Here is a 20,353-nt window from a genome sequence, read left to right on the forward strand (position 1 = left end):
TCTATAAGTTTCACCATTTCGATACCATCGCCACCAAGTTTTTACCTGTGTGCTATTTTTGATATTTAATGCTTCCATAATTTCTTTTACAGTATATCAAGCTTCTTTCATTTCAATCGTTTTATATTTTGTTTCTATTGAATAAGACATTATTTTCATAGAAAAAACACCTCCGTATGATTCATTTTAAATGAATTCAACGAAAGTGTTTTTATTTTATTCCCACTAATTGGGGTCAGTTCACTTACAAAAAAATGTTTCTTTTGAAGTACCGAAGTGGAAAATACACGAACAAGACCTTTTTGCTTATCCAAAACTGACAGGACAACCCGCAGCAACGATAGATCCAGAACTACAAGATTATGTATGGGCAATTGAACATAAACCAGTACCAGAAAACTTTATTAACACATTAGCTGAAACACTTGTAGATTTACACAACATACCAGAAGAAAACATTTCTGCACAGCATATAAAAATTAAAAACATACAAGAAGTAAAAGATGACTTTCAAAGAAGAATGAATAAAGTTAAAGAAACTTATGGTGTAGCAGATGACTTATGGAATAGGTGGCAACGATGGTTAGAAAATGATGAACTATGGCCTCGACATGCGACCATGATTCATGGAGACTTACATCCAGGACATATCATGGTAGATGACGAAGCAAATGTTACAGGTCTCATAGGCTGGACCGAAGCAATACACTCCGATCCATCAATGGATTTTATGGGACACCACCGTGTATTCGACGATGCAGGATTGGAGCAACTCATAACAGCATACGGTAAAGCTGGAGGAGAAACCTGGCCACGAATGAAAGAGCATATTATAGAACTCAATGCTGTATTTCCAATGTTTATTGCTGAATTTGCGATGGAATCAGGAGAAGCGGCATATGAAAAAATGGCATTAAAAGAGTTAGGTATGGAAGCGTAGAAATTATCAAAATATATAATTTGTGTTATTTTACATCATGGTCTATAATATTTAGTGATTAATCAATAAATATTATAGAGGTGTTTTATGAAAAATAATAATAGCGCAAAAAGAGAGCAAGAAATCTTAGAAGCTAGTTTAAAAGCATTTGCTGAAAATGGCTACTATAAGACAACTACAGCTCATGTAGCTACTATAGCTAATATTTCGCAACCATATGTGTTCAAGTTTTTTAAAACAAAAGAAGAGTTATTTATAGCTTCTTTAAATCAAGCATTTGATAGAATTATCCAAAACTTTAAAAACATTGAATCGACAAAAGAGAACATTGTAAATGATATGATTGATGTTTATGAAAACATTTCTACAACGTATCCTAATGAGGTTAGCATTCAAGTCGTTGCGCTTTCTGTAACAGAAGAAAATATACAACAAACGGTCAGAACTGGTCTGTTGAATATTAGAAGTTATGTATTAGACAGATTTAAAGCAGAGGGTGTAAGCGAACCAGAAAACGAAGTAACTACCTTTTTATCCAGAGGCATATTGTGCAACATCTCTCGATTTATCAATGCTCCAGAATTGATTGATCGTAGTATAAATTGATAACTACTTTAAGTAGTTATTTATTTTTAAATTTTATTTATTGATTAATCACTAAATAAAAAGGGTGTGTTTTATAATGAAAAAAGCTCTAGTTTTAGGTGCAACTGGTGGTACAGGAGAAGCTGTTGTTTCGGAGTTATTACGCCGTAATATAGAAGTTATTGCTTTTGGACGCTCAAAAAATAAATTACAAAATTTAATGACAAAATATAATAATACAAAGCTTTCTTATGCTTTAGGGGATATATTTAACTACCAATCAATTGAAAATGCAGCTGTAGATGTTGATATTATTTTCCAATGTGCAAACGTACCTTATCAAGAAATGGAAGAAAAGTTACCTATCATAGGTAATAATGTGATGAAAGTAGCTGATAAATTATCAAAAAAAATCGTTATCGTTGATGGTATATATGTTTATGGTCATCAATCTGCTATAGGCGATGAAAATCATCCTAAATTGCCACATACGAAAAAAGGAAAAATACGTCTGCAATTTGAAAATTTAATTTTTGATAGTAACAAATGGAAAAATGCGAAACCGTTAATTGTTAGATTGCCGGATTATTTTGGACCGAGTTCCCAAAATTCATATTTACAGCCTACAATAAATGGTGTTTTAAACAATAATAATACTATCTTTATCGGTAATTTGAAGACACCTCGTGAGTATATATATTTACCAGATGCAGCTAAAATGATCGTAAATATTGCTGAAAAAGAGGATGCTTATGGTGAAAATTGGAATATACCAGGAGGAAATCCTATTTCTGGAAAAGAGATTATTCATTTAGCACGTAAAAATACTAATTATAAAAAAGCAATCATTCCATTAAATAAGACAATGATATTTTTAATGGGAATATTCAATCCTTTCATGAGAGAAATTACTGAAATAATGTATATTACAAAGGAAAGTTTTATTTTAAATGGTCAAAAATATGAAGACCGAGTTGGTCCAATTATAAAAACTGATTTTGAACAAGCATTAAATGAAACACTAAGTCATAATGGCAAAAATAAAGTATAAAAATAAGTACAAATCTTTTAGTTTGTATTTATACAAACTGCTGATAAAGTCTCCAACTTTGTTGGCAGTTTTTTTGTGCATGCTTTTCGCGGGCATTACCTTAGCCTGTAGTCTTCGGGTAGTGTTTTCCACAGGAGTCGCCCCAAACGCACTGTAAATATTGTAAATGTTATTTATTCGTACGCTCCCCACATTAGCTTCAAGACTTGTGTGGGGATTTTTACACGCCTCTCTTAAATCCGATTTTAATTTCTAATTTAAATTAAATTGTTTAACAAATTAAAATGTTTTCAAATGTATTACATGATAATTTCTGAAAAATTACAATTTCGTTGTAATGAGTGATTTTTAATAATATTTAGTGCTTTTTATATCAAAAATTGATAATATATTTATTCGTAAGTTATTAAGTAGAGATAGTATTGTTTAAAGGAACATATATAATATTTATAAATTGTACCAGCGCACAAATGTCAGACGCTATGAATTTTTAATGGCACTGACCAATTCACATATATGTAAGATAATGACCCAACATGTTAACTAGGTGCAACCAGTAGTGGTTGTCATACAGAGTTTCCTTTAAAAATAGATGAATCATGAAATGTTTCAGCATTAATCATGCTATATCACACTTAATATCAAAAATGACAAAGTAAGAGGTATAAAAATGATTAAAGCAACAATGCAAGATCAAGAAAATGATAAGTATTTACTACAAATTGTAGATGCACATGTAATGAAGCGCATAACGAAAGACACACAAGAAAGCGTGTACTGCTGTTTATATCAAAGTGATATGTTGACGTTAGACGCGCTAACTTCGTATACTAATGAACTAAAGGTAACAAAAGATTACATTGGAGCGGCTAACATCAATTCGACACTAACAGCTATGGGTAATGGTTATTACCAAGCAACAGTGGCATTATTTAGCCAGTCAGCACAAGAGTTACGTCATGCAACAGAACATTTAACATTACTAGATGTCACTACAGCACGTAATTATATGTTAACAGCATAAACTATAGTTACATTAGCCTATAATAAGTGAACACGAATAGAGCAAGGTTTGAGACCAACGTATAATATTGGTTTCTACCTTGCTTTTTATTTTTTTATAATGCTAAAAGTTAATACATCATAATTTTAAAATGCAATTTAAATATGTAATCATCTTAATAATAGGTTGTAAAATTATGTTTTTCCGATATGATTATTTTTAAAAGTAAATTATGATCTAGCGATTAAATAGATGTAAGTTAAGAGGGTGGGGAGTCTTGCAGAAAAAACGAATGAAACTGAGTACAACAATTATTATCTTAGTAGGTATTGTTGTATTATCGGCGCTAGTGGTGACGAGTATTTTAATTAGCAATACCGTCCGAGAGGCTGTGCGACATACTGCAGAGGAAAAATCTCAAGTTGTTTCACGGACGATTGCGCATTCTGAAATTGTAAAATCTGGTTTGCAACATCAACAAGATGAACAGAAAATTCAAGAGTATACGTCTGAAATTCAATCAGTGACAGACGTGAGTTTTATAGTAGTCATGGATATGAATGGTATACGTAAATCACATCCTAAGCCTGAGCGTATTGGCAAGAAATTTCAAGGTGGAGATGAATATCCTGTATTACATGGTCGTGCTAGTATGTCAGAATCGAAAGGAACACTTGGCAAATCATTGCGCTCATTTACACCGATTTATGATGGTGATGAACAAATTGGTGCTGTAGCAGTAGGGATACCAATGGAAAATGTGAATGAAGCCTTTGCCAATGCTAACCGTGATATAATTTTAGGTGCTATTTTTGGCATTTTAGTAGGTATTGTCGGTGCAATTTTATTATCACGTTATATTAAAAAGATACTTCACGGCTTGGAGCCATCGGGCATTGCTCAATTGTTAGGGGAGCGTAATACTATGTTGCAATCTGTACATGAAGGCATTGTGGCTGTGAACCGTGATGGTCGTATCAACTTAGTTAATAAGTCGGCGCAAGATATCTTTAATAAAGCAGGGTTGCCTTCAGATCCAATAGGAATGCCTATTACAGATTATATGGATTCGACACAGTTGCCTACAGTACTAGAAACGGGTAAACCAGAACACGATGAAGAACAAAATATTAATGGATTGAAAATTTTAGTCAATCGGGTTCCCCTCTATGTCAATAATGAAATTGTGGGTGCAATATCTACATTTAGAGATAAGACAGAAATGGACCAGTTATCTCAACAATTAGTGGGCGTGCAAACATATGCGGAAACACTACGTGCGCAATCGCATGAATTTCGTAACCGATTACATGTTATTCAAGGTATGTTGCAAATGGAAAATTATGACGACTTACAGTTGTATATTAATGATATTGTAGAACATGGGTCAGAAGAAGATGATAATATTGCGACACATATTAAAGATGCGGCATTAGCTGGTTTTCTTATTGGAAAATTAAGTTTAGCACGGGAACAAAACATTACTTTAACGATTATAAATAAAACGGTAATTCCTGAGCCCCAGCATTCCTATTTAACACATGAAATCATTACCATTGTTGGTAATTTAATAGATAATAGCATGGATTCGCTCACAACTGCTAGTACCAAATCAATTGATGTTCAGTTGAAATATGACTTAGAACATCTTTATATTGATGTGATTGATTTTGGTAAAGGTTTAAGTGATGAGGTGAAACATAAAATCTTTGAAAAAGGTTATTCCACAAAAGGTAACCATAGAGGATACGGGCTGTATCTTGTGAAGCAAAGTATCGATAAAGTACAAGGGGATATTACGATAACAACACCAGAACATGCTGGTACGATGTTTTCAGTGACGATTCCTTATCCGGAAAGAAGGCATGAACAATGATTCGAGTATTAATTGTAGAAGACGATCCCATGGTCGCACAATTAAACAAACAATTTTTAGCTAAAATTGAAGGCTATACGCTAGTAGCTATGGCGAATAGTGTGGCAGAGGCACGTGAACGGTTAACTACAGAAGTAATTGATTTAGTTCTTTTAGATGTTTATATGCCAGAAGAGGATGGCTTAGCGTTGTTAAGTGATATTCGTGCGCAACAACTACCAACGGATGCGATATTAATAACGGCAGCTACCGATGTGACTCAAGTACAAACAGCTTTACGCTATGGTGCAGTCGATTACTTAATAAAACCATTTGAATTTGAGCGCTTTAAAACAGCATTAAATAAATATAAGCAACATTATGATTTGTTACAAGGTCAACAGTCCATATCACAGACGTCATTAGATCGTCAGTTATTGTCACAAACCCAAACACCAGATAATACGCAAGCCAACTTACCTAAAGGGTTAACGCAAAAAACATTACAAGCGATTATTAATAAAGTAAATGATTCTGGAGAACGTGCTTTCTCTACTGATGAAATTGCGGAAATGGCAAATATTTCACGTGTATCTGTACGTAAATATTTAAAATTTCTAGCTGATATAGAAGTATTAGAAGAATCAATGACATACGGTATCGGTAGACCGGTCTATTTATATACATTTAATAAAGAGAATATGTATATCGTACAACAATATTTACAATAGTTTTGAATGCCAAGTAACAGTAGTAAACAGTGTTCTGTAGAGCGCAATAATTGTGTTCAGAAATAATAAATAGAGCAAATGATAGCGCTTTTTTTAATTACAAAAAGATTATTAAACTTTCATAAACTAGGCTTCCCCTTTATTTAGCATTAGGATGAATATATGTTAAATGAGGGGGATTATTATGATTTCAAAAAGTGAAATGAAAGCGGTTTCTACTGGGTTGGGAGACAGAGATGCAAGCTTATGGACGAAAATAACACAGCTTAAAGTGGGCGTAGTGCCCTTACCATTATATATAACGTTAGCAATTATTATTTATGCAGCATCTGTTTATAATACATTACCACCAGATATGATTGGTGGTTTTGCAGTGATTATGATTATTGGAATTTTACTAGGTGACTTAGGTATGAAAATTCCTATTTTAAAAGATATTGGTGGACCAGCCATTTTAGCTTTATTGATTCCATCTGTTTTAGTATTTTTAAATTTAATTAATCCAGCGACTATGAAAGCTGTAACGACATTAATGAAAACATCGAACTTTTTATACTTATACATTTCGTGTTTAGTTGTCGGTAGTATTTTAGGCATGAATGGCAAGATGTTAATTCAAGGTTTCACGCGTATGTTTGTACCATTGATTGTAGGTACAGCATCAGCAATTCTCGTTGGTATCGGTGTCGGCTTTTTATTCGGTTATGATGTGATGCACACATTATTTTACATCATTGTACCTATTATTGGTGGTGGCATTGGTGAAGGTATCTTACCTTTATCATTAGCGTATTCATCTATCTTAGGTGAATCTGCAGAGTCATTTGTAGGGCAAATGATTCCTGCAGCAGTTATCGGCAATATTGTTGCTGTGGTATCGGCAGGTTTAATGATGAGATTAGGCGAAAAAAACAAAGCATTGTCAGGCAACGGGACTTTAGTTAAATCTGACGGTAAAAATGATTTAACGGCAGAAACGCAAAATGAAAAGAAACCAATCGACTTTGGCTTAATGGGTGCAGGTTTACTTATCGCATGTAGTTTCTTTATTTTCGGTGGGTTAGCAGAAAAATTTATAGGTATACCAGGTCCGGTTATTATGATATTACTTGCAACATTTATTAAATGTTTACAATTGATGCCACAGAAAATGGAAGACGGTGCGCATCATTTATATAAATTTGTTTCTACAAGTTTGACGTGGCCGCTTATGGTTGGTTTAGGTATGTTATATATTCCACTGGAAGATGTCGTGAAAATTGTAACACCAGCCTATGCTATTATTTGTGCTTCAGTCGTTATTACGATGGTAAGTTCAGGTTATTTTGTCGGAAAATTAATGAATATGTATCCTGTAGACGCAGCGATTGTTACAGGTTGTCACAGTGGTTTAGGCGGTACTGGTGATGTAGCTATTTTATCAGCATCAAGACGTATGTCCTTAATGCCATTTGCGCAAGTAGCAACACGTATTGGCGGGGTTTCCACAGTTATTGGCGCATCATTATTATTAAAACTTTTAAATTAATTAAGAAAATAGAACAATAAGGAGTATTAAAATGACTACACACACATATAAAGCAGAAGCACTTGCACTACATGAACAATACGCAGGTAAAATAGAAGTCGCGAGTAAAATTGAAGTCAATAGCGAAGAAGATTTAAGCGTTGTTTATACCCCAGGTGTGTCGGAAGTCTGTAAAGCAATTGCTGCAGATGAAACGAAAGTAAACAAGTTAACATCGAGAGGCAAAATGATTGGTGTTGTAACAGATGGTACAGCTGTTTTAGGTTTAGGAAATATTGGTCCGAAAGCCGCATTGCCAGTAATGGAAGGAAAAAGTATTTTATTTAAATCTTTTGCAGGCTTAGATGCTTTTCCAATTTGCCTTGACACTACAAATACCGAAGAAATTATTGCTATGGTAAAAGCGTTACAACCTAATTTTGCAGGCATTAACTTAGAAGATATTGCAGCCCCACGATGCTTTGAAATTGAAGCACGCTTAAAAGAAGAACTATATATTCCAGTCTTCCATGATGATCAACACGGTACAGCAATCGTTGTGTTAGCCGCATTACTCAATGCTAGTAAAGTAGTAAAGAAACAACATGATGACTTAAAAATTGTTATTAATGGGGCAGGATCCGCAGGTATTGCTATAGCTCGATTATTATTAGCTGCAGGCTACAACAATATTTCACTTGTGAGCTTAGAAGGAGTGGTGTGTGAAGGTGAGGATTGGATGAATCCAACACAACAAGACATTGCTACACAGACAAACAATACCCACATTCAAGGTGATTTAAATGATGTGATTGTACAAGCAGACGTCTTTATTGGTGTATCTGGACCTAACGCTTTATCATCAGCGCAAATTGCTACAATGAATGATAATCCAATCATTTTTGCTTTAGCCAACCCTGTGCCTGAAATATATCCTGAAGACGCACGGGCAGCAGGTGCAACAGTTATAGGAACAGGACGCTCAGATTATCCAAATCAAATTAATAATCTACTCGCTTTCCCGGGTATCTTTAAAGGTATTTTACAAGCACAGAAAAAAGATATTACCATGGCAGCAAAAGTAGCAGCAGCTCATGCAATTGCTGAAGTAATTGCCCCATCAGAATTAACTGCCGATTACGTTATTCCTAGCGCGTTAAATCCTAATGTAGTAGATGCCGTGGCAGATGCTGTAGAAGCGGCCGTGACAGAAGATCAAGCTGTCACAATGAACTAAATCTAGTAATAATCCAAAACTTATAACGACACTAAAAAGCACCTTAGATTAAAGTACTTTCAGACTGTCGACAAAGTCTCTGACTTTGTTGGCAGTATTTTTGTGCACGATTTCCGCTACAAAATCAGCTAATATAAGCACGCAGCATAAATAGTTTCATACGGGAGTATATCAATAAATTAATTCCTAACATTGTGCATTTCAATAAGTTATGATTAAATTAAAGAAAACGCTTTCGATGGAAATGAGGGGGATTATTTACTATGATTACTTTTATTGTATCGATCATTTTGCTAGTGGTAGGTTATTTCACATATGGTAAATACATTGATAAGATGTTTGGTCCTAATAAAGAGCGACCTACACCAGCCTATGATCAACGTGATAATGTTGACTATTTACCGATGAAAACGTCGTCGAATTCATTAATACAATTGCTGAATATTGCAGGGGTTGGACCTATTTTCGGTCCAATTATGGGAGCATTGTATGGTCCAGTAGCATTTATTTGGATTGTAGTGGGATGTATTTTTGCCGGTGCAGTTCACGATTATTTAACAGGTATGATTTCTATTCGTAATAAAGGGGCACATTTACCTGAATTAGCAGGGAAGTTTTTAGGTAAGGTCATGAAGCACTTTGTTAATATCTTCTCAATATTATTGTTATTACTGACAGGTACAGTTTTTGTGACAAGTCCGGCATTATTATTACATAACTTAATGGATGGTCGTATTGCTTTAGGCATTATTATCTTTGTGATATTTGTCTATTATGTATTATCGACAATCTTGCCTATTGATAAGATTATAGGTCGTGTTTATCCAATATTTGGAGCCTTATTATTAATTAGTGCGGTAGGTATTGGCTTTAGATTGGTTCAAACGGGAGCACCGATTCCAGAAATAAATATTCAAAATATGCATCCAGATGGCGCACCAATCTTCCCGTTATTATTCTTTACAATTACATGTGGGGCCTTATCTGGTTTCCATGCGACACAAACACCGATTATTTCTAGAACAACAAATAAAGAGAAAAATGGTCGTTTTATCTTTTATGGCATGATGATTGCAGAAGGTATCATCGCTATGATATGGGCTGCTGCTGGTATGAGTTTATTTAATGGTTACAGTGGTTTACAAGATGTCTTAGCACGTGGTGAAGCGGCATTAGTTGTAAGTGAAGCGTCGCATTTATTATTAGGTTCAGTATTTGGTACGATTGCTGTTCTGGGCGTTATTATCTTACCAATTACGAGCGGTGATACATCATTTAGAAGTGCGCGTATGATTATTGCCGATTATTTAAATATAGGGCAAAGTAAAATTATGAAACGTATATGGGTAGCGACTCCATTGTTTGTTATCAGCTTTGGTTTAACGCAAGTAGATTTTACTATATTATGGCGCTATTTCTCATGGGCGAACCAAACGACTGCCGTTGTAGCATTATGGGTAGGTGCAATGTATTTACTATTAGCTAAGAAAAACTTTTGGGTGGCAGCTATCCCAGCTACATTTATGACATGGAATATTTTCGTCTATATTTTAAGTCAAAAAATCGGGTTAGGGTTAGACTTAACATTAAGTTATTATCTTGGCTTTGGTTTAACGTTATTATGGATTATTTACTTCGTCTACCAATATAAACAAACGGTAGCGCAAACGTCATTTGAATTAGATCATCAAATACCATATGGTCAAAATACTGTGTCGTCTTAATCGTTGAATAAATAGCTAAAGAGCCTAACTCTAAGTAGGGTTAGGCTCTTTAAGTATGTCTACAGGAAGTCTAAAAGATAAGTAGTAGACATCCATTTTTAAGTTAAGCTGTAATGTTTCACGCTAAACAATAACAGTTTTTAATCACTTATATAGATTACTGACAGATGGCGTCGGTCAAAAATATAATTTCCTAAAAAGCTTGTGTCGTCGCACTTCGGCAAGTATGACTACAATTGAAATAAGACTAGTAGAATCAATAATTTCCCAAAGTTATTTGTGGTAAATACTTTTGTTGGTGAAGTCCAAATTCATAATAACAACCCCAGTAATAACAACGACGATACCGATAACATTGACGACCGATAAAATTTCATTGAAAAAAAGTGCACCAATCAATGTAGTACCAGCTGTACCTAACGCTGCCCAAATACTATATGCTTTGCTTAAAGGTAATGTTTTTAAAGAAAATAATAAAAAGATAAATGCGATACCGAAGCTAATAATTAATATTATGCTTGGAATGACATTGGTGAATCCTGAGGATAACTTCAACATTGAAGTACCAAAAATTTCAAAACCAATAGATAATAATAAATAAAGATAACCTTGCATGTACAATACCTCCTTAAAGCCTCAACAGTATGAGTCCGATAATAAGTAACATCAAACCTATTATCGTTTGACGTTGAATACGTTCTTTAAAAATAATAAAACCTACTGCCGCTGTTAAAGCAGTACCAATACCACTCCAAGCTGCATAAGTAAAACTAAGTGGAATCGACATTACTGTTAAAGACAAAAAATAAAATGCTAAAAGATAGCCGACAATAACACCAAGAACAGATAGTTTCTTGCGTGATATTGCGCTAAATTTTAACATCGTGGAACCGAAAATTTCAGAAATAATGGCACCTGCTAAATAAATAATTCCCATCACTTATTCCTCCTGAGCGAGTGAATTTAACATATCGAATATAATACGTTCCATATGAGCCATTTGTGCGGTGTCAGCTTCTTCATACATAATAGTAAACCATAAACCATCACTCATTAAACGTAATTTTAAGATTTCATCAGGATCACCTTGATCTTGAGCAAAGCGTGCTGACCATTGTTGTACTACTTTTTGCCATAACCGTAAGCTGTTTTTGTCTTCCTGCGAAGATATAAGCACAGCAGTTAATTGAGCGTTCGAGGATTGACGCAAATAATCTAGCGTAGTTAATACATAAGCACGGGTAAATACATAATTCCCAGACAACTTGGAGATATGATGTTCTATACTTTGTTCAAAATCTGCAATAGCCATTTCATTCATTTTTTGAATTAATGTGTCTTTATTATTGAAGTGATATAAGACACCACCTTTAGTGATATTAGCTTTTTTAGCTAAGTAATCCATTGTTAATTTTTGCATACCTTCTTCTTGAATAATTGTAGCTGCATGCTGTAATAATTCTTGTTTTTTATTCATCACGATACCTCATTAATGTTTACTATACTGACCGTTCAGTACAGTAAATTTAACATAGAATAATTAAGTACGCAATTTTACATGTTAAAGGACGATTGAGTTTAAGTTTTGAATGTGTGAAGAAATTTTATATACAAAAAGCCAAGTAAACACTTCTTATATGAGTGCTTACTTGGCTTTTTAAGTGCGTTTTATGTTGTTGATGATGATAGTTCGCGGCACATTTTAGGGATAAGGAAGAGATCGATGATCAGCCATATCCATAAGATAAATAGCAAACCATACCCAATGAAGATAGGTGATGTAACCCAACCAGTAAGGCCTAGTCCTACTTGCCAAATGGCGGTATTAAATTTTCGTCCATAAAACCGATGTGCCCCTAATTGACCAAAAAAGAACCAAAGTATGTATGCGATGATGAGTTTATTACGTTCGACTAAAGTATTCGACTGTGTATCTACTTCTGACATTAAGTGAAATCCTCCTTGATAACTCATAGTATTTATTATATTGACTGATTTAACACTATAAAACATTAAAATAGGGGCGAGCTAGAAATCACTAGTTGTAGTGTGAATTCCTATGCTCGTCCCTGTAATGATGACTATAGAGCAAAATGTTGCTATAGCAATTGCTCAAGGTCATATATAATGAAATAGAAAGGATAGAATGTTGTAGTAAAGGGCTCAATTTTTACTACACAAGTTCAAATGTAAATGGCTAGTTTACTTTACTTGTTTGGCTCAAGGTTTGATCGCGAATGCACGCACGGGAAACCCAGGTGCATTTTTGGGTTTGGGGCTAATCGTATAAATGATTGCACCCCTAGTTGGGAGTTGATCTAAGTTAGTTAACAGCTCGATTTGATACGTGTCTTGACCAAGGACATAACGCTCTCCTCTAATATCTCCATATTTAGCGACATCTACAGAAGCGTCTGTATCAAAGGTTTCGTGACCGATGGCTTTAATGTTACGTGTTTCAAAGAGAAACTGTAATGCATCAAGGCCCCAACCTGGTAAATGTAATTGTCCGTCACTATCTTTATTTTCAAACTGTTCGATATTGGGCCAACGTTTAGACCAATCTGTACGTAAGGCGACAAAAGTATGCGGTTCAATTGTGCCATGTACTTGTTCCCATTGCAATATATGGTCTTTGGTAACGATAAAATCTGCATCTTGTGCAACTGCTTCGGAAAAGTCTAAAACAATTAATGGCAATACTAATTCTTTAAGTTCTAATTCTTCCAAGTAACGTTGGTGTGGCACAAAATGGATGGGAGCATCGATATGAGTACCATACTGCGTCACGAGATTCCAACGTTGTACAAAAAAGCCATGATCTTCGATGTTATATAATGTAGAAACTTCGGCTTTTTCAAACTCACTAAAGCGTGGGCTATGCTCATCAAAGGTGTGTGTTAAATCTACCCACTCTGTTTGTTTTAACTGTTCTAGTTGGTCCCATAATGGATATTGTGTCATTGTATCAATGCTCCTTTACTTAATTAAACTGTTGCTGGATCTTTAGATTCACGTAATTTTTCTACTGAATTGACTAATACAGTTAAGGCTTCACGTACTTCATCTTCTTTACGTGTTTTCAATCCACAGTCAGGGTTAACCCAGAATAATGAACGATCGATTTCTTGCAATGCACGGTGGATTGCAGTTGTGATTTCATCTTCTGTTGGAATACGTGGGCTGTGAATATCGTATACGCCTAAACCAATACCTAAATCGTAAGTGATGTCTTCAAAGTCTTTAATTAAATCACCATGACTTCTAGATGTTTCAATAGAAATAACATCAGCATCTAAATCATAGATGGCATGAATGATTTGTCCGAATTGAGAATAACACATATGTGTATGAATTTGTGTTGCATCTGCCACAGATGATGTAGATAGTTTGAATGAATGAACAGCTTTGTCTAAATAATCTGCATGGTATTCAGAACGTAATGGTAATCCTTCACGTAATGCAGGTTCATCGACTTGAACAATTTTAATGCCTGCTGCTTCTAATGCTAAAACTTCTTCGTTAATAGCTAAAGCAATTTGGTCTTGGACATCTTCACGTGGTAAATCGACGCGTTCAAATGACCAGTTCAAAATCGTAACCGGACCTGTCAGCATACCTTTCACTGGTTTGTCAGTTAAATTTTGGGCATATACTGTTTCTTTGACAGTTAATGGTTCTGTCCATTTTACATCTCCGTAAATAATTGGTGGCTTCACGGCACGAGAACCATAAGACTGTACCCAACCAAATTTAGTTACTAAGAACCCTTGTAATTTTTCACCGAAGAATTCAACCATGTCATTACGCTCAAATTCACCATGAACAAGCACATCTAAACCGATATCTTCTTGAATTTTGATCCAACGTGCAATTTCATCTTGTAAAAATGTTTTATATGCTTCGTCAGAGATACGGTTGTTTTTCCAATCAGCACGTTGTTTACGCACTTCAGTTGATTGTGGGAAAGAACCGATTGTAGTTGTTGGTAAATCTGGTAAGTTGAGTTGTGCGTCTTGTTGTTTTTTACGTTCTGCAAATGGTGATTGACGTGTATCACGCACTTGTGAAAAGTCATATTCTAGATTTTTAAACGCTTGGTTTTGGAAACGTTCATAACGTGCTTTTAACACATCAAATTTGTCAGAATCATTGTCATTGATTACACGTTTTAATGCATCGAGCTCATCTAATTTCTCAGTAGCGAAGCTTAAGCCTTCAGCAATCGTTTCATCTAAAGTTTCATCATCTAATGAAACTGGAACGTGTAGTAATGATGCTGATGGTTGCACCACTAATTCGGATGTATAGTTTTGTAGTGTTTCAATTAAGTCTTTTTTAGCGGCAATATCGGCAGCCCAAACGTTACGGCCATCAATAATTCCAGCGTAAATTGCTTTATCTTGGTCTAAATCACCAGCTTTAAGTTGCTCTAAGTTGTAACCACGGTCGTGGACGAAATCTAACCCAAAACCTTTAACAGGTAAAGTATTTAAAAACTTAATATTCGCACGTTCAAAATATGTTTGAATTACTAATTTGCTAGCAACTCCTGCTTCAGCGAAATAATCATAAGCTTGTTTAGTAATATTTTCGAAATCTGCACTTGCATCTGTCACAAGGACTGGCTCATCAATTTGAATATATTCAGCGCCAGCATCTACAAGTGATTGTAATACTTCTTTATATAATGGTAGTAACGTTTGAACTTTTTCTTCAAATGTTTGGTTGCCACCTTTTGATAGTTGAACAAATGTAATAGGGCCAACAATAACAGGATGCGCATTAACATTTAATGATTGGGCATAATTAAAACGTTCTAATAAAACATTGTGATTTAATTTTGGTTCAGCGTTATCCCACTCAGGAACAATGTAATGGTAGTTCGTGTTAAACCATTTAATTAAAGCACTCGCTACGTGTTCTTTATTACCTCGGGCAATGTCGAATAACAGATCATTATTAACTTCACGTCCTTGGAAGCGTTCCGGAATTATATTGAAGAGTAATGATGTATCTAAAATGTGATCGTATAATGAGAAATCACCGACTGGAATACTATCTAAATTATAATTTTTTTGCAGTAGTAAATTTTCTTTGTGTAAGTCTGTTAATTGTTGATTTAACTCTGCTTCAGAAATTTTGTTAGACCAGTAACTTTCGATTGTCTTTTTCCATTCTCTTTTTCTACCTAACCTTGGGAAACCTAAATTTGATGTTTTAATTGTCATAATATTGCCTCCTGTTTTGTTGAAGTGATGGTTTTCGAGTATGCTGCTAGTTCTAAAGAAAAATCTACACGTTGGAAGGGTGTAATCAGATATAAGCCGTTGAAATATTCATGTACAGTGTCGATAAGCTCTTTGCATATTGAAATGCTGAGCTCGCGTGTCTTTTCTTTATCGTTTTTAACTGCTTCAAATTGAGTTAATATTTCTTCAGATAGTTTTATGCCAGGTACTTCGTTGTGTAAAAACAACGCGTTGTTATAACTGGTGATTGGCATAATACCAATAAAGAAAGGTACATTTAAATGCTTTGTTGCTTCATATACTGCTTTGATTTTTTCTTTACTATAAACGGGTTGGGTAATGAAGTAATTCATTCCGCTATCGATTTTCTTCTCTAAACGTCGAATAGCCCCGTCTAGTTTACGTACGTTAGGATCAAATGCTCCTGCGATGTTGAAGTTCGTTGCTTGCTTCAGCGCATCACCATCAGTATTGATTCCTTGATTAAAACGTTGTGCGATTTCTGTTAATCCTTTGGAGTTCACATCAAAAACATTCATGGCACCGGGAAGGTTACCAATTTTTGAAGTATCACCAGTAATGGTTAATATTTCGTCGACGCCAATGAGTGACAGACCGAGTAAATGAGATTGTAAACCTATAAGGTTACGGTCACGACAAGTAATGTGTACTAACGGTTCAATATTATAATTTTGCTTGATTAGACTAGCTGCCGCGATGTTGCTGATGCGGACAGTAGCTAAGGAATTATCAGCTAACGTTACCGCATCTATATCGGCGTCATCTAATTTTTTGATATTTCTGAAAAATAAGCTTGTATCGAGATGTTTGGGTGTATCTAATTCAACAATAATAGTTGGACGTTGTTTCACTTTAGTAGTTAAATTAACTTTGGAACTTGTCGTTGTTGTTTTAGTTTGGTGTTTAGTTATAGGAATAATATCTTTATGTGTAACAGGTTTTAAGTCTTTAATAGATGACTTAATAAATTTAATATGTTCGGGTGTTGTACCACAACAACCACCGATCAGGCGAACGCCTTCATTTATTAATTTTTGAGCGACGCTACCAAAATATTCAGCGTTATCACTATATTTAAATTCACTGTTATCGATATCTAATAGACTCGCGTTTGGATAACAAGATAAGTAACCGTCATCCGGTAATTCAATATGTGAAAAAGATTGCTGCATATGGTGAGGTCCATGATGACAATTTAATCCTACAACATCGGCGCCACTGGCTTTAAGTTGTTGTAATGCGCTATTGATTTCTGAACCATCACGTAAATAATTGGTATTAGAAGCTGTTAGTTGAGCGACGATAGGAATATCATATTTACGACGTGTCGCTTGAATGATATTTGTTAGTTCTTCTAAATCATAATACGTCTCGAAGAGTAAACCATCAACGCCAGCTTCTACTAAAGTATCGACTTGAATGCCTGTATGGTATTGGATGGCAGATAAGCTTAAGTCCTCTTGGCGCACACCTCGAAAGCCGCCAACGGTACCTAAGATATACGTATCATCATTGGCAGCCTGTTGAGCAATTTTAACGGCAGCCTGATGTATGTCCTTCACTTTATGTTCTAATCCGTAAGCTTTGAGCTTCTCGAAATTAGCTCCATACGTATTGGTCTGAATAATGTCAGCGCCAGCATCTATATATGAACGATGAATATGTTCGACTTTTTCTGGATGGCTGAGATTATATGCTTCAGGACAAGTATCTAAGCCTTCAGAATAAAGTATTGTTCCCATCGCGCCGTCAGCGATGAGTATGTTGTGTTTGAGTGCTTGTAACAGTTGAGTCATTAAAAGCCTCCTTAAATGCGTAGTTAAAGTCAGCGATAAGTTCATCTGGGTCTTCTAGACCAACACTTAGTCTAAACAGACCAAAGGTAATATTGCGTGCTTCACGTACATCTTGAGGCACTGCTGCGTGTGACATTGTGGCTGGGTGTGACAAGATCGTTTCAACACCGCCTAGACTGACTGAAACAAGTGGTAGTGACAATGCGTCTACAAAAGCTTGTGCTTTATTTTCATCTTTTAAACGGAAACCGAGCACAGCACCGCCATGTTTAGCTTGTGCTAAATGTGTCTCATTATGTCCCGGGTAATAAACTTCTGCGACTTCATCGCGTTCTGATAAGAATGTAACTAATTGTTGCGCGTTACTTACAGATTGATTAAAGCGTACAGGTAAAGTTTTTAAATGTTTAGCCAATGTCCAACTATCTTGTGCAGATAAGGCATTACCTGTACCGTTTTGTAATAAGTACAACGCATCTGCGACAGCTTTATTATTAGTAATAGCGACTCCAGCAATAATATCGCTATGACCACCTAAAAATTTAGTAGCACTGTGAACAACGATATCTGCACCTAATGTCAATGGAGATTGTCCCAGTGGTGTCATAAAGGTATTGTCAACTGCTACTAGTAAATCACGTGCTTGTGCTAATTGAGCAACTGCTTTAATATCAGTGATTTTAAATAGTGGGTTGGATGGTGTTTCTAAATAAATCAATTTAGTTTGTGACTCAATTGCATCTTCAATTGCCGTAACGTCTGTTGTATCTACAGTAGTGAATCGTATATTAAAGCGTGTTAAAATTTGTTCTGTTAAACGGAACGTACCTCCGTATACATCATCAGGTAAAATGACGTGATCGCCACTATTAAGCGTGAGTAAGACTGATGAAATAGCCGCAATACCTGAAGCATAAGCAAAGGCGTAGTCAGCCCCTTCTAGTTTAGCTAGTTTTTCTTCTAATAAATTACGGTTAGGGTTGCCACTGCGTGCATAATCATATGTTGTATCGCCACCTAGTACTTGTTGATGGAACGTTGATGAATCATATAATGGTGGGTTTGCTGAATCATAGTCCTGTCCACGGTGTGCATCATATATTACTTCTGTTTCTTTTGATAAAGTCATGAAATCACTCCTACTTTAGATTTTTCTAATGCTTGAATAATATCTGCTTCGATATCTTCATAGTTTTCAACGCCAATAGATAAACGGATTAAATATTCGTCAATGCCACGTTTATCTTTTTCTACATCGGGCATATCAACATGTGTTTGTGTATATGGGAAGGTAATCAATGTCTCAGTACCACCTAAGCTTTCTGCGAAGATACAAACATCAATGTTTTCTAAAAATTTGGCAACGCTATAGTCTTTGTGTAAACGTAAACTCATCATACCGGTGCGGCCGCTGTATAATACTTCAGAGATTGATGATAACGTCGAACATCGCTCTGCAAGTCGTTTGGCATTTTCTTCTGAACGATCTAAGCGTAAATGTAATGTTTTTAGACCTCGTTGTAATAAATAACTATCGATTGGTGATAATGTCGCTCCAATCATATTGTGTAAGGCGTTAAAGTCTTCAGCGAGTTGTGGGTCTTTAACTGTGACGATCCCTCCTAAGACGTCGTTATGACCTCCGATATATTTAGTACCTGAATGTAAAACAATGTCTGCACCTTCCTCTAATGGTGTTGAAAGATAAGGTGTTAAGAACGTATTATCAATAATAGTTAACAAGTTACGCTCTTGGCTTAAAATATAGTAAGGTTCAAGGTCGACCTCTAACATTAAAGGATTTGATATTGGTTCAATAAAAAGTGCACGTGTTTGTGGTGTTAGTGCTTGTTGTACTTCTTCGTAATTTAAAAAGTCGACATATTTAAATTTCACGCCATATTGTTGTTCATAAAAATCAAATAGTCTAAATGTACCTCCGTACAAATCAAAAGATACGAGCACCTCATCTCCTGGTTTGAAAATATTACAAACGAGTTGAATTGCTGCCATACCGCTAGACGTTGCAAAGGAAGCTATACCGCGTTCTAATTTAGCAAACGCTTCTTCAAATGCTGAACGTGTAGGGTTTTTTGTTCTTGTATAATCAAAACCCGTCGATTCTCCCAAATGCGGATGCTGATATGCAGTTGATAAATAAATAGGGTTGGCGATAGAGCCAGTAACATCTTGTGTTAATGCGATTTGAGCCAATTCAGTATTTTTCATAATATATAACCTCCTAAAAAATAAAAAAGCTTCCGTCCTTTAGACCCGAAAAATTCGGATATAAAGGACGAAAGCTTGCTTCGTGGTACCACCTTAGTTTGTTGTTTTATTGCTAAAACAACCTTATCCAGTACGCTAACAGTTGATGCATCGACATTTTGAATCTATAGAAGATTTCAAAACAATGGAAATTAATTCCAGTTTGGCATGTAACTGATGTTAATACTGTATCGCTATAACGGGCGATCCCGATGATGCCTCATATTGGCATCAGCACTCAAAGGCCATTTTCAAACTTGCTTTCTGTGTCTTCTTTCAGCAACTGAAGACTCTCTGTGCCAGCAGGGTTAGTTCTACTTTCCTTATTACTGTGTTTAGCTATTTGTTTTAACTGATAAATCATAGCTTACACATTAAAAGAA

At 35.3% G+C, this 20,353-nt stretch carries 17 protein-coding genes, 2 pseudogenes and 1 other annotated feature; of the genes and pseudogenes, 9 read left to right on the plus strand and 10 right to left on the minus strand.

Translation table 11 applies throughout. From position 1 onward, the window contains the following. Positions 1-159, minus strand: a pseudogene (locus JVU85_RS06690) (helix-turn-helix domain-containing protein); the annotation flags it as partial. Between the two features lie 85 nt (positions 160-244). On the opposite strand from JVU85_RS06690, the pseudogene JVU85_RS06695 reads away from it, so the two are divergent. The 9 genes and pseudogenes from JVU85_RS06695 to JVU85_RS06735 all read left to right on the plus strand — a co-directional run. Further along, positions 245-940: pseudogene (locus tag JVU85_RS06695) on the plus strand (macrolide 2'-phosphotransferase); the annotation flags it as partial. A gap of 87 nt (positions 941-1,027) precedes the next feature. Beyond that, complete coding sequence (locus tag JVU85_RS06700) at positions 1,028-1,546, plus strand: TetR/AcrR family transcriptional regulator (protein WP_193325277.1); 519 nt, start codon at positions 1,028-1,030, stop codon at positions 1,544-1,546. Between the two features lie 76 nt (positions 1,547-1,622). Further along, positions 1,623-2,576 (plus strand): SDR family NAD(P)-dependent oxidoreductase, encoded by a 954-nt coding sequence (locus tag JVU85_RS06705; protein WP_204172179.1) that lies wholly within the window; start codon positions 1,623-1,625, stop codon positions 2,574-2,576. A 670-nt stretch (positions 2,577-3,246) separates the two neighbouring features. Continuing rightward, on the plus strand, positions 3,247-3,600 hold the full coding sequence (locus JVU85_RS06710; protein WP_002509677.1) for a hypothetical protein: 354 nt from the start codon (positions 3,247-3,249) through the stop codon (positions 3,598-3,600). Positions 3,601-3,856: 256 nt separating this feature from the next. Beyond that, the gene (dcuS, locus tag JVU85_RS06715) at positions 3,857-5,455 is read left to right on the plus strand and encodes a DcuS/MalK family sensor histidine kinase (RefSeq protein ID WP_204172180.1); all 1,599 of its coding nucleotides are present in this window, start codon (positions 3,857-3,859) and stop codon (positions 5,453-5,455) included. Continuing rightward, positions 5,452-6,165 carry a response regulator gene (locus JVU85_RS06720; protein WP_204172181.1) on the plus strand — a complete coding sequence of 238 codons (714 nt, stop codon included), beginning with the start codon at positions 5,452-5,454 and terminating at the stop codon, positions 6,163-6,165. The genes dcuS and JVU85_RS06720 overlap by 4 nt, the downstream gene beginning before the upstream one ends. A gap of 184 nt (positions 6,166-6,349) precedes the next feature. Further along, a complete protein-coding gene (locus JVU85_RS06725) occupies positions 6,350-7,693 on the plus strand; it encodes a 2-hydroxycarboxylate transporter family protein (RefSeq protein ID WP_107373840.1) in 1,344 nt (447 codons plus the stop codon). A 31-nt stretch (positions 7,694-7,724) separates the two neighbouring features. Further along, positions 7,725-8,909: an NAD(P)-dependent malic enzyme gene (locus tag JVU85_RS06730; protein WP_204172182.1), complete on the plus strand. Its 1,185-nt coding sequence runs from the start codon at positions 7,725-7,727 to the stop codon at positions 8,907-8,909. 263 nt (positions 8,910-9,172) lie between these two features. Continuing rightward, the gene (locus JVU85_RS06735; RefSeq protein ID WP_103388634.1) at positions 9,173-10,633 is read left to right on the plus strand and encodes a carbon starvation CstA family protein; all 1,461 of its coding nucleotides are present in this window, start codon (positions 9,173-9,175) and stop codon (positions 10,631-10,633) included. Between the two features lie 273 nt (positions 10,634-10,906). Here the strand turns inward: JVU85_RS06735 and JVU85_RS06740 are convergent, their stop codons facing one another. The 9 genes from JVU85_RS06740 to JVU85_RS06780 form a co-directional block, all read right to left on the minus strand. After that, complete coding sequence (locus tag JVU85_RS06740; RefSeq protein ID WP_204172183.1) at positions 10,907-11,248, minus strand: DMT family transporter; 342 nt, start codon at positions 11,246-11,248, stop codon at positions 10,907-10,909. A gap of 13 nt (positions 11,249-11,261) precedes the next feature. Next, on the minus strand, positions 11,262-11,573 hold the full coding sequence (locus JVU85_RS06745; RefSeq protein WP_276330037.1) for a DMT family transporter: 312 nt from the start codon (positions 11,571-11,573) through the stop codon (positions 11,262-11,264). After that, positions 11,574-12,110 carry a TetR/AcrR family transcriptional regulator gene (locus tag JVU85_RS06750; protein ID WP_142020046.1) on the minus strand — a complete coding sequence of 179 codons (537 nt, stop codon included), beginning with the start codon at positions 12,108-12,110 and terminating at the stop codon, positions 11,574-11,576. Between the two features lie 191 nt (positions 12,111-12,301). After that, positions 12,302-12,580: a TM2 domain-containing protein gene (locus JVU85_RS06755; protein WP_002509669.1), complete on the minus strand. Its 279-nt coding sequence runs from the start codon at positions 12,578-12,580 to the stop codon at positions 12,302-12,304. Between the two features lie 273 nt (positions 12,581-12,853). Next, a complete protein-coding gene (locus JVU85_RS06760) occupies positions 12,854-13,597 on the minus strand; it encodes a cyclase family protein (protein WP_103388630.1) in 744 nt (247 codons plus the stop codon). 23 nt (positions 13,598-13,620) lie between these two features. Continuing rightward, positions 13,621-15,867 carry a 5-methyltetrahydropteroyltriglutamate--homocysteine S-methyltransferase gene (gene metE / locus JVU85_RS06765; RefSeq protein ID WP_031266687.1) on the minus strand — a complete coding sequence of 749 codons (2,247 nt, stop codon included), beginning with the start codon at positions 15,865-15,867 and terminating at the stop codon, positions 13,621-13,623. Continuing rightward, positions 15,861-17,702 carry a bifunctional homocysteine S-methyltransferase/methylenetetrahydrofolate reductase gene (locus tag JVU85_RS06770; protein ID WP_204172184.1) on the minus strand — a complete coding sequence of 614 codons (1,842 nt, stop codon included), beginning with the start codon at positions 17,700-17,702 and terminating at the stop codon, positions 15,861-15,863. Before JVU85_RS06770 ends, metE begins: the two co-directional genes overlap by 7 nt. Next, on the minus strand, positions 17,656-18,831 hold the full coding sequence (gene metC, locus JVU85_RS06775) for a cystathionine beta-lyase MetC (protein WP_107373835.1): 1,176 nt from the start codon (positions 18,829-18,831) through the stop codon (positions 17,656-17,658). The genes JVU85_RS06770 and metC overlap by 47 nt, the downstream gene beginning before the upstream one ends. After that, the gene (locus tag JVU85_RS06780) at positions 18,828-19,931 is read right to left on the minus strand and encodes a PLP-dependent transferase (RefSeq protein WP_103388627.1); all 1,104 of its coding nucleotides are present in this window, start codon (positions 19,929-19,931) and stop codon (positions 18,828-18,830) included. Before JVU85_RS06780 ends, metC begins: the two co-directional genes overlap by 4 nt. Before the next feature lie 60 nt (positions 19,932-19,991). Next, positions 19,992-20,309 (minus strand) — a binding site (T-box leader). Positions 20,310-20,353: the final 44 nt, after the last annotated feature.

Origin of the sequence: Staphylococcus sp. GDY8P72P (genome assembly GCF_016890655.1) — a bacterium.
Classification (GTDB): Bacteria; Bacillota; Bacilli; order Staphylococcales; family Staphylococcaceae; genus Staphylococcus; species Staphylococcus arlettae.